The organism is Yoonia sp. KMU-150, from assembly GCF_056858355.1.
On sequence record NZ_JBXEQF010000001.1, the window covers coordinates 1,631,221 to 1,645,221 of the forward strand.

Consider the following 14,001-nt stretch of genomic DNA (forward strand, 5'->3'; position numbering starts at 1 on the left):
TGACCTGACGGCAAAAGTCGGGCCCCGCATCTGCCGGATGCGGGGCCCGACACACAGATTTCGCGCGGAGCGGGCCGGATACAACGGACCCCGCGCAACCAATCGGGGGGCTTTATGGAAGACGACATTGCCTGCACGGGCTTTTTCAGCGCCGCGACCGAGGAAACGGTCAGTTGCCTTGACAAGTTTCAATCGCAGGGAACCTGGCAGTATCTGTCCGGCAACCTTCTCGAAGCACCCTATAACCTGATCTACGCATTGACCCACCCGTCCGAATGGCTGGCCTGGGTGCCCTACACGAACGCCAACATGGAAGACCTAGAGGTCAAGCAATCGCTGATGCGGTTCATCTATTACGGCGCGTCGGCAGAGCTGTTCTTTGCGGTGTTCTTCGTCTTCCTCGTCTGCACGATCATCGGTTTCGTCAGCAACCGGTTCATGTGGGGCTGCGTGCGGGTGCTGGAGACCTTCGCCAACTCGGTCGGACGGTTCTTTGCCTGGGCGGGTCTGCTCATGGTGCTGCAGCAGATCGTGATCATCTTCATGCAGCGGGTCTTTGCGGTCTCCGAAATCAGTCTCGGCTTCGGGATGGCGTTTTCCTACGACGTCAGCTGGTGGTCGGAAGAACTCAAGCTCTACAACGCGATGATCGTTTGCCTCTGCGCGACCTATACCTTCGTTCAGGGCAGCCACGTGCGGGTCGATCTGGTCTATTCCGCAGTCAGCTACCGCACCAAACGGGTGATCGATATGTTCGGCAGCCTTGTCTTCATGCTGCCTGCGGCGTTCCTGACCTGGCTATATGGCTGGTTCTTCCTGTGGCGGGTGCTGGTCGTGCCGAACCCCTCGGCCTCCGATACGCTGGACCGCCTGCTCAACAAGGCGCGCGCGCTGCGCTGGAACGTGGAAACCATCGGGTTTTCGCCCAGCGGCTTCAACGCCTATTTCCTCTTCAAGATCCTGTTGGTGACCTTCACCCTGATGGTCATGCTGCAGGCGGTCGCGTTCTTCTACCGCTCCTATCTGGAGTGGAAGGAAGGCCCGGAGAGCGAGGGAAAATACCTCGACAAAGACAGCCTTGGCGACCCGACCGCCGAACTCGCCGCTGACATCCACTGAATTTAGGACGGACACCCCATGCTCTTTGGTCTTGATGGCGTAGAAATCGGCCTGATCATCGTGTTCCTCACGTTGTTCGCGGGCATCCTATCGGGCTTTCCGGTGGCCTTTGCCATCGGCGGAGCGGCGGTCATTTCCTTTGCGATCATCGCGGCGCTTGATTCCAGCGGTCTGCTGATCCACATGGCGGTGGACACCAGCACCGCGGAATACCGCGCGGTGGTGGCGTCCGGCACCCCGCCGGAGGCGATATCGCTATTCCGAAACCCGGATTTGCCGCGCTATGCCACGGCATTGTTCCCGCAGGGCTGGGAGCAGGCACTGGACCGCAACATCGGCTTCCTCGTCAACCGCATCAACGAAAGGGTGCTGGCAGGCCAGTCGATCGAGACGCTGCTGGCGGTGCTGATGTTCGTGATGATGGGCATCGTGCTGGAACGTTCGCGCATCGCCGACGAGTTGCTGACCACGATGGCCAAGGTCTTCGGCCCGCTGCCCGGCGGTCTGGCGGTATCCATCGTGATCGTGGGCGCGTTCCTCGCCGCCTCTACGGGCATCGTGGGTGCGACCGTCGTGACGATGGGTCTGCTGGCGCTGCCGACGATGCTCAAGAACGGCTATTCCCCCGAACTGTCCACCGGCGTGATCGCGGCGTCCGGCACGCTTGGGCAGATCATCCCGCCCTCCATCGTGATCGTGCTGCTGGGCACCCTGGCCGGTGACCTTTATTCGGCAGCACAGGAAGACCGCGCGCAACTGGCGGGCTGTTCGGACGCGTTGACGCTGCTGGGCGAACCGGCGGTCGTATCCGTGGGCACGCTGTTTCAGGCGGCCCTGCTGCCCGGTATCCTGCTGGCGTTCCTTTATGCCGCCTACGCGTTCGGCTTTGCACTGCTGAACCCGTCGAAGGCACCGGCGGTGGAACTCGGCGCCGCATCGGGGCGCGAGGTGATCACCCGCAACGACGCGCTGTTCTGGTTCCTGGCCGCCCCGGTCGCAGCCATCGCGCTTTTCATCGGCATGGGGCAGGCCAACGTCGTGGGCAGCCAGTCGGTGATCGTCGACAGCTTTACCGATGCCGGGCAGACCGCATCGCTACGCACCAACGTCAGCCCGGAGTGCGCGGCCTCCATGATCGACCTGCACGGGCAGGACGCCTGGGATCAGGCACTGGCCGAGCAGGCTGCGATCGACGAGGCCGGCGGCGTGACCGAGGCGCGCGCCCTGTCCGTCGAGGAACGGGCGGAGGCCGTGACCGCCAAGATCGCCGCGGCACCTTCGCTGGGCACCGGGCTTGCGCTGACGGCGCTGCTGGCCGGGCTGGCGCTGATGATCGGGCGCGGTGTGGCACCCTCCGCCGATCCCAAGCCGCTGATCGTGGGCGCAGTGGGTGTGCTGGGCGTGCTTCTGGTCGATCTGCTGCTGATCGGGCCGCTGACCTCGCCGGGGACCACGCTTGTCCTGCTCGCGATCCCGCTGGCCTTGCTCTACTACGGCATGAAACATGCGACGCGCCGGATGTTCGCCAATGAAATCCTGCGTGTCGTGTTCCCGCCGCTGGTGCTGATCGTGGCGGTGCTGGGGTCGATCCTGGGCGGGATCACCAACCCGACGCCCGCCGCGGCGCTGGGGGCGGGCGGTGCGATCATGCTGGCGACCTTCCGCAAGCTGCAGGATCAGGGCCGTTCGGGCCGCATGGTGCTGTGGACCACGGCGGCCATCGCGATCATGCTGATCATCGGCACCAACTTCGACATGCGGCTGGGGCAGGACGACATCGCCTTCGAGAACTACATCGCGTTCCTCGTCGCGTTCGGCGCGTTCCTGTTCGCGATGTTCGGGCTTGTCTGGTGCTGCTGGACGCTGTTCCTGGGCGGTGTGCTGTCACCGGTCGTGCGCGAGACGGCCAAGGTCACGTCGATGGTGTTCACCATCCTGATCGGGTCGCAGCTTCTGAACCTCGTGCTGATCTCGTTTGGCGGAGAGCATTACATCCAGCAGTTCCTGCGGTCGTTCGACAACGAGTGGACGGTGTTCCTGATCGTGATGCTGGTGCTGTTCGTGCTGGGCTTCGTGCTCGACTTCCTCGAAATCATCTACATCGTGATCCCGATCGTGGGGCCGGTGATCTACGGTGGCACCTTCGATCCGAAGTGGGTGACGATCATGATCGCGGTGAACCTGCAGACGTCGTTCCTGACGCCGCCCTTCGGCTTTGCATTGTTCTATCTGCGCGGCGTGGCACCCAAGTCGATTACCACCGGCCAGATCTACCGTGGTGTGATGCCCTTCATCGGGATTCAGGTCGTGGGACTGACGCTACTGGCGCTGGTGCCGAGCGTGGTGACCATCGTGCCGAACCTGCTGAAATAGGGGCGGCGTCGCCTGTGAACCCGAAAGGCCCGCCATACCGGTGGGCCTTTTACCGTTCGGGGGAGGTTTTGCGCCGTGCTGCGCACGTCGCCTGGGGGCGGGGGCGGCTGCGCCGCCCCCGCCGGATGTGAGTATTTCGGGCAAGATAATGCAGATCGCCGGACCCACGGGAAACGGGACCGCATCCGGCAGGGGTCATTTCACCGGGCGGCTGTCCGGCAGCGTGATGCTGGCCACCTGTTGCGCGATGGGATCCACCGCGAGCGGATGGGCGTCGTTGTCGAACGCCTCCGGATCGGTCAGGGGGGTCCAGGCCCGGTTGAAGTAGATTTCAAGCCCCTTGAACTTGGCCTTGTAGCTCATCTTCGGGCTGCCGGGGACCCAGTAGCCCAGATAGACGTAAGGCAGGCCCAGTTCCTGCGCGATGGCGATGTGATCGAGGATCAGATAGGTGCCGAGCGACGATTTTTCGAGCGCGGGATCGAAGAACGAATAGACCATGCTCAGCCCGTCATCGAGGATATCCGTCAGGCAGACGGCGGTTACGGGCGCATTTTCCGGCGCATATTCGATCAGTCGCGAGCGGATCGGCGTTTCCTCGACCATGGCCGCGAATTCGAACATATCCATATCGGCCATGCCGCCGTCGGCATGACGCCCGTCAAGATACCGGCGGAACAATTCATACTGCTCTTCCGTAGCCCAGGGCGAAGTCGCGCGCCGGATCAGCCCTGCGTTGCGTTTCATCACCCGGCGCTGGCTGCGCGACGGGGCGAATTGCGTCACGTCCACCCGCGCGGACATGCAGGCCGAACATTCGGCGCAGGACGGACGGTAAAGCACGTTCTGGGAGCGACGGAACCCTTGTTTCGACAGCACGTCGTTCAACCGTGTCGCCTGCTCGCCCTGCAGGGCCGTGAACAGTTTCCGTTCCATCCGCCCGTCAAGATACGGGCAGGGTTGCGGGGCCGTCACATAGAACTGGGGCGCAAGGGGCAGGGTGTGACGCATGATCGGTCGCTGTGGTGTCGGGGCGTGATCACGTTAGCAACCGCAGCCGCACAGGCCAACCCCCTGAAAACCAATGATGGCCGCCGAGATCCTAGCGTCGGGCCTGTGCGCGGTTGAGCATCGCCGTGCCGAGCAGGGCGTCGGTCAGGCTTTGCGCGCGTGCACCGGTCAGAATCATCACGATCGAGACGACCTGCAGCGGCAGGATCGTGAGAACCACCGTCGTCCCGAAGGCATGCGCCAGCGCCGTCGTGCCGTCGGGGCGATTGCCATCCATGTCGCGCAGCTCGAGCGCCATCAGGCGCATACCCCAGGTCGAGCCGGCACCGGCAAAGGTGAACCAGCGATAGAAGAAGGCGACGGTCATCACCAGCACGGGGAAAAAGAACAGCCCGGTGAAGAACGTAAACGGCACGATCAGGGCCGCGATCAGCACCGTGATCGCCAGATCGACGGCCCATGCCAGCGTGCGCTTGGTGACGACACCGGCATAGAAATCGGGGCGCATGGCGGGATCGGGCAGGCGGAGCGGGGCAGTTGTCATCGGGTCCTCGGGTCTTTGCAGAAAAGGTGGGGCGGCCCCTGCGACGATGCAAGGGCCGGCCGGGAGGGATCAGGCCGCGTCGTCGTCCTTGGACGCGGTGTCGTTGCGACCGGCACGGTCTTCCATGAACTGGTCGAACTCCGCCTTGTCCTTGGCCTCGCGCAGGCGTTCGAGGAAGTTTTCGAAACTGGCCTGCTCGTCTTCGAGGCGGCGCAGCGTGTCGGCCTTGTAGGCGTCGAATGCGCTGTTGCCGGAGGTTTTCATGGCCGAGCGCATCGCGCGGGCCGGGTGATAGGTCGAGGTCGTACAGGATTTGCCGAACATGCGTTTGCTCCAGATCATATAGGCGAGAAGGGCGAGACCGACAGGCCAGAAGAACACGAAGCCAAGCACCATGGCAGCGATCCAGGCACCCTTGCCGCGCGCGTCCAGCCAGGCCTCGGACCGGGCGAAGAAACCGGGTCGGTCGGGGCTGTAGGTGGATTGCGCCGGGTATTGCGCGGTTGCGGTGTTCATTGCGATGTCTCCTCTGATGCGTTTGTGATGTGAATGCTTTTCACATTACCAATATTGGGCAGCATGGCAGGTTCCACAAGGGATGATGTAAATGTTTTTTACATTAACTTATGAAATGCATTAAGATCAGCCGCTTAGGGTCGAGATTTTTTCAGAGAATAGGCGATACAACGTCCGGTGCAGGCGGACCTGCCGGACTACGGGTATGCACTCAAGGCGATTATGGTTGACTTTAGAGCACCCGATAGTGGCCTATGACCGGAACCTTGGCGCGAAGTATCGTGAAAAGTAATTCAATACCGGTCGGTGTTCCGACCGCAACGCGGTGTGCCGGATATTCGGCCCGCCGATCGGGGGACGGAATATGACCGACTTTATCGTGACGAACACCAACAATGCAGGCGCAGGCAGTCTGCGGCAGGCGTTTCTTGACGCGGGCGTCGGGCCGCGGCCTGCGACACCGCACCGGATTTTGTTCGACGACGCGATCGCCGGACAGACGATCACGCTGGATGACAAGCTCGAATGGATCGACGGCGGGGATTTGATCGTCGAGGGAGAGGATCAGGGGATCACGATATCGGGGGGCGGCACGTCGCGGTTGCTCGATGTGAGCGGCGACAAGATGCTGGATTCGCTCATTCTGCGGAACCTGACACTTGCGGACGGCGATCTGGACGGCGGGAGCGCTATCATCCGCAACTCTGCCACGCTTGAGCTCGAAGACGTTCTGCTGACGGATCACGTCCTGGAGGGGTTTGATGCCTTGGAGGGGTCTGGCGTTGCAGGCGACAGTGCCGCGATCATCGAAAACATTCTCGCCGGGAGCCTTGTCCTGCGGGATGTCATTTTCGAAGACACGAACACTGTGCGTGGCGGCGCCGGCGCGGACGCGGACGGAGGTACTTTCCAGGAGGCCACGGACGGTGGAGATGCGGGGCTGATTCTCAATGCTGGTTCGGTCGAGGGAACGCAGGTCGTCTTTGGCGGGACGGTGACCGGTGGTGACGGCGGCAATGACTTTGACGGTTTCGACGTTGGCGGAGACGGTGGTAACGCGGCCGGTATCATCAACACCGGCAGTGTCGACGGTCTTGCTATCGATACCGACAATTCTTTCATCACCTATACCGTCAATGGCGGTATGGGCGGCTCCAGTAGTTTCCTCGTTGATGGCAGCCCGGGCGACAGCGATCTGAAAGTTCTCGGCGGGACACAGAACGGTATCACGGAGATAGCGAACATTTCGGGCACCTACGGTAACGATACCCTGTCGCCCGTCGACGTGGCACCGCCGGGAATGCCGGGTGACCCGATCTTCGGGTTTTTCGGAAACGACAACTACACGGGGAATCAACAGGGTGATGTTTTCTTCGGCGGTAAGGGCAACGACGTCGCAACCGGCGTCGGCGGGAACGACGAACTTTTCGGCGGTGACGGCAACGACGGTTTTTTCGGCGGCGGTGGCAACGATATGCTTTCCGGCGACGCGGGTAGCGACAATTTCCTTGGCGGAGCGGACGACGACACGATTTTCGGCGGCGAAGGGGACGACTTTGTCACCCTGAACGGGGATGCGGAGGATCTGAGCGACGCCGATAACTATTTCGGTGGTGGCGGTATCGACACGATCATCATGGGAGGCATCGATACCAGCAGCTTCGAACGGGTTTTCGATTTTGGTCTTGGCGTTTACAGCGACGTGAATACCGTGACCGGTGATGCCCGGTTCATCACCATGGATGGGTTCGAGAATTACAACGGTCGCAACGTGGCGACCCCGGCGGGTGGCGTGAACGCCAAGGCGGAATCCGTGTTCGGGACCGATGGGACCAATATCTTGGAGGGCGGCGCGGGGCGGCAGTATTTCTTCGGCGACGCGGGGGCCGACACGCTGTCGGGCGGCGAGGGGAACGACGATCTCGAAGGCGGGCTGGGCGGTGACAGTCTGATCGGCGGCGCGGGGCGTGACCGGGCGCTCTACACCGGAGCGGCATCCGGCGTGACGGTGAACTTCATCAACGCAGCACTGAACACCGGCGAGGCGGCGGGCGATACCTTCGACAGCATCGAAAGCGTGATCGGCAGCCAGTTCGCCGACACGCTGACCTCGGGCAACGACGACAACGACCTGATCGGCGGGCGCGGCGACGACACGCTGATCGGTGCGCGCGGGCGCGACCGGCTTTTCGGCGGCGAGGACGACGACCGGATGCTGGGCGGGCAGGGCAACGACGACATCTTCGTGGGCGACGGGTTCGACACGGTCGTGGTGCAAGCCAATGCGGGCACCGACCGGATCTTCGGGTTCGAATTCGATCAGCAGCTGATCCAGTTCGTCGGCGGGCCGGGGTCGATCAACGATCTGGTGTTCACCTTCGACGGGGCGAACACGGTGATCACGTCGGAGCTGGGCACGCTGAGGATCATGGGGTTCGCCGACTTCGAATCCTTCATCCCCGGGGATTTCCAGTTCACCAACCCGGTGCGGCAGGTCACGACGCTGACGCCCAATGCCGATACCTTCACCGGGTCGGATTTCGGCGACGAGATTCTGGGCCTTGGCGGCAACGACAGCCTGACCGGCGGGTCGGGTGACGACATCATCCGCGGCGGCGATAACGACGATACCATCGACGGGGCGGACGGCACCGACATCATCTATGGTGGCGACGGGCGCGACAGGCTGACGGCAAGCGGGCAGAACTACATCGGTGACGACGAGACCCCCGTCGGCGATACGCTCTTCGGTGGTGACGGAAATGACGATCTCTTCGGGGGGAATCCTGATGGTGATGGCGATGTCTTCGACGGCGGGGCAGGCCGCGACCGGGTGTTCTATTCGCTTCAGGCGGAGGGTCGTGGCGCAACGGTGAATTTCATCGACCAGACGCTGAACGACGGTGCCGCCTTTGGCGACACCTACGTCAGCATTGAAAGCATCACCGGCACCAACGTCGACGACAGCATGACATCGGGCAACGACGACAACGATCTTGTCGGGCTGGGCGGCGAAGACGTGCTGATCGGCGCGGGCGGCCGCGACCGGCTGTTCGGCGGTGCCGACGACGACCGCCTGCTGGGCGGGCGCGGCAACGACGACCTGTTCGGACAGGGCGGTAGCGATACCTTCGTGATCCGCGCCAACGCCGGCAGCGACCGGATCTTCGGCTTCGACCAGGGCCTCGACACGATCGAATACCGTGACGGCGTGACCTTCGGATCGCTGACCATCGCGCAGGCCGGGGCCAACGTCACGATCACCTCTGCCAACGGCGTGCTGACGGTGATGAACGACACCGCCGCCAACTTCACCGCCGACGATTTCGACTTCCTCTGAGCGGTCAGGTGAAGGCTGCCGGCACCGCGCCCGATATCCGCGACAGGATGTCGGGAGCGATGCCGAAGACATGCCGTGGTGTGCCAGCGGCGGCATAGACGATATCGAAGTCGGACAGACGCGGATCCCAGAACGCGCGTGCCGGGGTCAGATGACCGATGGGGGCCACGCCGCCGATGGCGAAACCGGTCTGTGCCCGGATCAGGGCGGCATCGGCCTTTCCCAGTGCCTCGCCCGCGACAGCGCTCGCCTTCGCCGCATCCACCTGATTGCCGCCCGCGGTAATGAACAGGATCGCGGTGCCGCTGTCCTGACCGCAAAAGATGATCGATTTGGCGATCTGGTCGACCGTGCACCCGGCGCTCGCCGCCGCCTCTGCCGCCGTGCGGGCCGCACCGATGTCCTGCGGCGCAATCGCCAGCCCCGCCGCTTCGAGGGCCGCCGTCACACGTTTCAGGCTCTTGCTCATCCGATCTTCCCCGCCTAGCGTGACGCCATGACCGCCCCGTCCAACACGCTGGAACAAGACATTATTGCCTGCGAAACACAAGTCTGGGACGCCCTGGTCGCGGGCGATGCCGCAGCGGATCGCGCCGCATTGTCGGCGGATTTTCTGGGGGTCTATCCGGACGGCTTTGCCGGGCGCGCGGACCACGTGGCACAGCTGGATGACGGGCCAAGCATCCTGCATTACGCACTGGACGAAGCCCGCGTGATCCCGTTGGGCGATGTGCGCGCGCTGATCGCCTATCGCGCGGCGTACCGGCGCATCGGCCGTCCGGCGGACGAGGCGATGTTCGTATCCTCGATCTGGCAGCGGACGGACGGCGGCTGGGTCAATATCTTCAGCCAGGACACCCCGGCGGTGGACCGATGAGTTTCGCTGCCCGCCTGACCCGGTGCCCCGATGCCTTCGATCCGGATCGCGGGGCCGATGCCGTGGCACACGTTCCCGACATCGACGCAGCATTGCGCCCGCTCATCGCGGGGGCCGCAGGCTGCAGCCCCTATCTGGCCGGTCTGATCGCGCGGGAAGGCGCGTTTTTGACGGTAGCGATGGACGACCCCGAGGCGGCAATGGCGGCGATCATCGCCGATGTCGCAGGCCTTGACGTGGCCGCGCTGCCCGACGGGCTGCGCCGGGCCAAGCGACAGGTGGCGCTGCTCACGGCACTGGCCGATCTGGGCGGCGTCTGGCCGCTGGAGACGGTGACGGCGTATTTGAGCGATTTTGCGAACGCCAGCGTGGATGTCTGCATCAAGCGGCTGGTCGCGGCGGAAGTTGCGCGCGGCAAGGTCCCGGGGATGACCGAGGACGACGCGCAGACCGCCTGCGGCATGACGGCGCTCGGCATGGGCAAGATGGGCGCGGGAGAGTTGAACTATTCCTCCGACATCGACCTGATCTGCCTCTACGACGAAACCCGGTTCGACCCCGACGACTATCACGAGGCACGCACCGCATTCGTGCGCGTCACCCGGCGCATGACGGCGATCCTGTCGGAGACGACAGGCGGCGGGTATGTCTTTCGCACCGATCTGCGGCTGCGCCCCGACGCCGCGACGACGCCGGTCTGCCTGTCGATGGAAGCGGCGGAGCGGTACTACGAAAGCGTCGGCCGCACGTGGGAGCGCGCGGCCTATATCAAGGCGCATCCGGCGGGCGGTGATGTCGCGGCAGGGCAGCGGTTTCTCGACACGCTGCGTCCCTTCGTCTGGCGCAAGCACCTGGATTTCGCGGCCATTCAGGACGCCCACGACATGCGCCTGAAAATACGCGATCACAAGGGGTTGCACGGCGCTCTTGATCTGAATGGCCACAACATGAAGCTGGGCCGCGGCGGTATCCGCGAGATCGAGTTCTTTACACAGACGCAGCAGTTGATCGCGGGCGGGCGCGATCCGTCTTTGCGGGTACGTGGCACCGGCGAGGGTCTGACGCGGATCGCCGCGGCGGGCTGGGTGCCGCAGGACACCGCCAACACGCTTTACGAACATTATCGCGCGCACCGCGAGGTAGAGCACCGGTTGCAGATGATCAACGACGCCCAGACCCACACGCTGCCCACCAGCGCGGAGGGGTTCGACCGGCTGGCGGCGTTCATGGGCACCTCTGCCGACGCGCTGAAACGCGATCTGACGACCCGGCTAGAGGCGGTGCACGACATGATCGAGGGGTTCTTCGCCCCAGACGCCCCCGTCGACACCGACGATGCGGCATGGGCCGAGGAGATCACATCGCGCTGGCCGACCTATCCGGCGCTGCGATCGACACGGGCGACGGAAATCTTCAAGCGCCTGCGCCCCGAAATCCTGCGCCGCCTGCGCGAGGCCGCGAAACCGGAGGAGGCCTTGCGTGAATTCGACGGGTTTCTGGCCGGGCTGCCTGCCGGGGTGCAGCTGTTTTCGCTGTTCGAGGCCAATCCCGCGCTGACCCAGTTGATCGTGGATATCGCGGCGACCGCACCGGCGCTTGCGCGATACCTGTCGGGCAACGCCGGGGTGCTGGACGCGGTGATCGGCGGCACGTTCTTTGAGCCGTGGCCCGCGCAGACGGTGCTGGAGGACGACCTGCGCCGCGCGCTCGATCCGGTCGCGGATTACGAAAACCGCCTGATCGCCGCGCGTCGCTGGGCCAAGGAACTGCATTTCCGCATCGGCGTGCACCACCTGCGCGGCCTGATCGACGGGCCGGAGGCGGGGCGGCAGTATGCGCGGCTGGCCGATGCCGTCGTGGCCGGGCTCTGGCCGCACGTGATGGCCGAGTTTGCCCGCAAGCACGGGCCGCCGCCGGGGCGCGGTGCTGTCGTACTCGGAATGGGGTCGCTGGGTGCCGGTCAGTTAAACGCGACCTCCGATCTCGACCTGATCGTGATCTACGACGCGAAAGGAGTGGAGGCGTCGGACGGGCCGCGCCCGCTTGCGACCCGAACGTACTTCGCCCGTCAGACGCAGGCGCTGGTCACAGCACTCAGCGCGCCGATGTCCGAGGGGCGGCTCTACGAGGTCGATATGCGCCTACGGCCCTCGGGGCGGGCGGGGCCGGTGGCGACATCGCTGGATGCGTTCCGCAGCTATCAGGAGGCCGAGGCCTGGACCTGGGAGCATCTGGCGCTGACCCGTGCAAGGGTGGTGGCGGGCGACGAGGGTCTGGGGCAGGACATCTCCGATTTTCGCGCGCAGCTTGTGGCCCGTCGGCGTGACCGTGCCGCGACCATCGCCGACGTTGCCGACATGCGCACCCGTATTTTCGAGGCAAAGCCGCAGCTTGGGGCGTGGGAAGCCAAGATCGGGCCGGGGCGTTTGCAGGATTGCGAGCTTTTCGCACAGACCGCCGCCCTGATCGCAGGCAGTGCCGAGCATGCGACGGCGGTGCAATTGCAGGCCGGTGTCGCGGCTGGATGGCTGAGTGCCGCGGATGCGCAGGACGTCGCCGCCGCCGCGCGTCTTTTCTGGCAGTTGCAATCAGCGGCGCGGCTGCTGACCGGCGATACGCTGGAGCCGGAGAAACTGGGGGAGGGCGGTCGCCGCCTGATCCTGCGGGAGACGGGGTTTGAGACCATGGATGCTTTGGCCGGGCAGATGACGGTGCGGGCGGCGGCGGCCGATGCGGTGATCACGCGCATACTGGCGGGCACCCCCTGATGGCGACCCCGCGTGACCCGCTCGACCCCAAGGGACTGATTGCGGACAGCTACCGCATCGAGGGCATCACCGAGAGCGAATGCCGGTCGATCTTTCTGGACTGGGCGCTGGGTGTGCCTGCGGGCCAGGACAGCAAGACGCAGGTGCGCGCCCTGTTGCAACGCCACGCTGACCAGCCCGACGACCATCCTATGTCTCTCACACTGCGCGCGGCACTTGAGGATGCCGGACCGGCGCGCAGACGCGGCGGACGTGCCGGGCGGCTTGGCGGCTGATCCCCCCATCGGGGTGGGGAATTCCGCCGTTCCCGGAACAAACCGCCGTCGCTAGACTGATGGTATGAGGTTTCTGAAATTCCTGATCCCTGTCGTCGTTGGCTGCGCCGGTGCAGCGCAGGCCGCATTGCCCCCTTGCGCCTACGACAATCTGATGCGCGGTGCGAAATTCACCTTCCTGCTGGGCGACACGCAGATCGGCGCGCCGGACGCTGACGGCTATTGCCGGATCGACGGGACGATCGCGCGGCAGTTCACGTCGCCGTTTGCGCCCGGGACACGGGTGGCGACGCATTTTCCCTGCACCAACCCCGATATATTGATCGGCGCCTTGATCTACACCGATGCGGATGCGCTGGCCGCATTTCCCTATGTGGAGGTGCATATCGCGCCGGAGAAGGGCGTGGCCGCCCATGGCATGGGCATCTTCGGGCGCAACGCCGCGATCGAAGAACCGGGCTGGCAGCCCGACCTGGCGTGCGGTGGCTAACCCAGCGCGCTGACCGCCTCGCGCGCCAACGTCTCGATCTTGTCCCAGTCGCCAGCCTCCACGGCATCTTTTGGCGCGACCCATGAACCGCCGACGCAGATCGTGTTCGACAGCTTCAGATAATCCGGCGCGTTCTTCAGGCTGACGCCGCCTGTGGGGCAGAATTTCACCTGTGGGATCGGCGCACCGATGGCCTTGAGTGCGGATGCACCGCCATTCGCCTCGGCCGGGAAGAACTTCTGCACGGTATAGCCGCGTTCCAGCAGGCGCATGACCTCGCTCGACGTCGCGGCCCCGGGCAGCAGCGGCAGATCGTTGGCGGCACAGGCATCCAGCAGCGCGTCGGTGGCACCGGGCGACACACCGAACTGCGCGCCCGCAGCCTTGGCGTTCTCTACATCCTTCGGTGTCAACAAGGTACCCGCGCCGACGACGCCGCCTTCGACCTTTGCCATCTCGCGGATCACGTCGAGTGCGGCTTCCGTGCGCAGCGTGACTTCCAGCGCAGGCAACCTGCCATTGACCAGTGCGCGGGCGAGGTCCTGTGCCACGGCAGCGTCATCGACGACCAGCACGGGCACCACGGGGGCGAGTTGGCAGATACGGGCGGCTTCGTTGGAGGCTTCCATCGGGGTCATTGTGTCAGTCCTTGAGGTTGCGCCTTTGGCTGATGCGGGAGCCTTCGGCG

Annotated in this window: 12 protein-coding genes; 7 read left to right on the forward strand and 5 right to left on the reverse strand. The window is 64.4% G+C overall.

Annotated features, from left to right (window positions below; all coding sequences use genetic code 11):
- The first annotated feature begins 114 nt into the window (after nucleotides 1-114).
- Nucleotides 115-1,119, forward strand: coding sequence for a TRAP transporter small permease subunit (locus AC04PH_RS08045; RefSeq protein ID WP_483065224.1), 1,005 nt, complete (start codon nucleotides 115-117; stop codon nucleotides 1,117-1,119).
- Nucleotides 1,120-1,137: 18 nt separating this feature from the next.
- A complete protein-coding gene (locus AC04PH_RS08050) occupies nucleotides 1,138-3,492 on the forward strand; it encodes a TRAP transporter large permease (protein WP_483065225.1) in 2,355 nt (784 codons plus the stop codon).
- A 195-nt stretch (nucleotides 3,493-3,687) separates the two neighbouring features.
- Here the strand turns inward: AC04PH_RS08050 and AC04PH_RS08055 are convergent, their stop codons facing one another.
- The 3 genes from AC04PH_RS08055 to AC04PH_RS08065 form a co-directional block, all read right to left on the reverse strand.
- A complete protein-coding gene (locus tag AC04PH_RS08055) occupies nucleotides 3,688-4,503 on the reverse strand; it encodes an arginyltransferase (RefSeq protein WP_483065226.1) in 816 nt (271 codons plus the stop codon).
- Nucleotides 4,504-4,594: 91 nt separating this feature from the next.
- Entirely contained in the window at nucleotides 4,595-5,047 is a 453-nt protein-coding gene (locus AC04PH_RS08060) for an RDD family protein (protein ID WP_483065227.1), read from the reverse strand.
- 69 nt (nucleotides 5,048-5,116) lie between these two features.
- Nucleotides 5,117-5,563: a DUF2852 domain-containing protein gene (locus AC04PH_RS08065; protein WP_483065228.1), complete on the reverse strand. Its 447-nt coding sequence runs from the start codon at nucleotides 5,561-5,563 to the stop codon at nucleotides 5,117-5,119.
- 364 nt (nucleotides 5,564-5,927) lie between these two features.
- Here AC04PH_RS08065 and AC04PH_RS08070 point away from each other — a divergent pair, with 364 nt between their 5' ends.
- The gene (locus AC04PH_RS08070) at nucleotides 5,928-8,903 is read left to right on the forward strand and encodes a beta strand repeat-containing protein (RefSeq protein ID WP_483065229.1); all 2,976 of its coding nucleotides are present in this window, start codon (nucleotides 5,928-5,930) and stop codon (nucleotides 8,901-8,903) included.
- Between the two features lie 4 nt (nucleotides 8,904-8,907).
- Here the strand turns inward: AC04PH_RS08070 and AC04PH_RS08075 are convergent, their stop codons facing one another.
- On the reverse strand, nucleotides 8,908-9,372 hold the full coding sequence (locus tag AC04PH_RS08075; protein WP_483065230.1) for a YbaK/EbsC family protein: 465 nt from the start codon (nucleotides 9,370-9,372) through the stop codon (nucleotides 8,908-8,910).
- A gap of 27 nt (nucleotides 9,373-9,399) precedes the next feature.
- On the opposite strand from AC04PH_RS08075, the gene AC04PH_RS08080 reads away from it, so the two are divergent.
- The 4 genes from AC04PH_RS08080 to AC04PH_RS08095 all read left to right on the forward strand — a co-directional run bounded on the left by AC04PH_RS08080 (nucleotide 9,400) and on the right by AC04PH_RS08095 (nucleotide 13,313).
- The gene (locus AC04PH_RS08080) at nucleotides 9,400-9,780 is read left to right on the forward strand and encodes a DUF4440 domain-containing protein (RefSeq protein WP_483065231.1); all 381 of its coding nucleotides are present in this window, start codon (nucleotides 9,400-9,402) and stop codon (nucleotides 9,778-9,780) included.
- Nucleotides 9,777-12,548, forward strand: coding sequence for a [protein-PII] uridylyltransferase family protein (locus tag AC04PH_RS08085; protein WP_483065232.1), 2,772 nt, complete (start codon nucleotides 9,777-9,779; stop codon nucleotides 12,546-12,548). The genes AC04PH_RS08080 and AC04PH_RS08085 overlap by 4 nt, the downstream gene beginning before the upstream one ends.
- Nucleotides 12,548-12,823, forward strand: coding sequence for a hypothetical protein (locus AC04PH_RS08090; RefSeq protein WP_483065233.1), 276 nt, complete (start codon nucleotides 12,548-12,550; stop codon nucleotides 12,821-12,823). The genes AC04PH_RS08085 and AC04PH_RS08090 overlap by 1 nt, the downstream gene beginning before the upstream one ends.
- A gap of 64 nt (nucleotides 12,824-12,887) precedes the next feature.
- Nucleotides 12,888-13,313 carry a hypothetical protein gene (locus AC04PH_RS08095; RefSeq protein WP_483065234.1) on the forward strand — a complete coding sequence of 142 codons (426 nt, stop codon included), beginning with the start codon at nucleotides 12,888-12,890 and terminating at the stop codon, nucleotides 13,311-13,313.
- On the opposite strand, the gene eda is transcribed toward AC04PH_RS08095, so the two are convergent.
- Nucleotides 13,310-13,951, reverse strand: a complete 642-nt coding sequence (gene eda, locus AC04PH_RS08100) for a bifunctional 4-hydroxy-2-oxoglutarate aldolase/2-dehydro-3-deoxy-phosphogluconate aldolase (RefSeq protein WP_483065235.1) — start codon at nucleotides 13,949-13,951, stop codon at nucleotides 13,310-13,312. The two genes, AC04PH_RS08095 and eda, sit on opposite strands and share 4 nt — an antisense overlap.
- Nucleotides 13,952-14,001 lie beyond the last annotated feature (50 nt).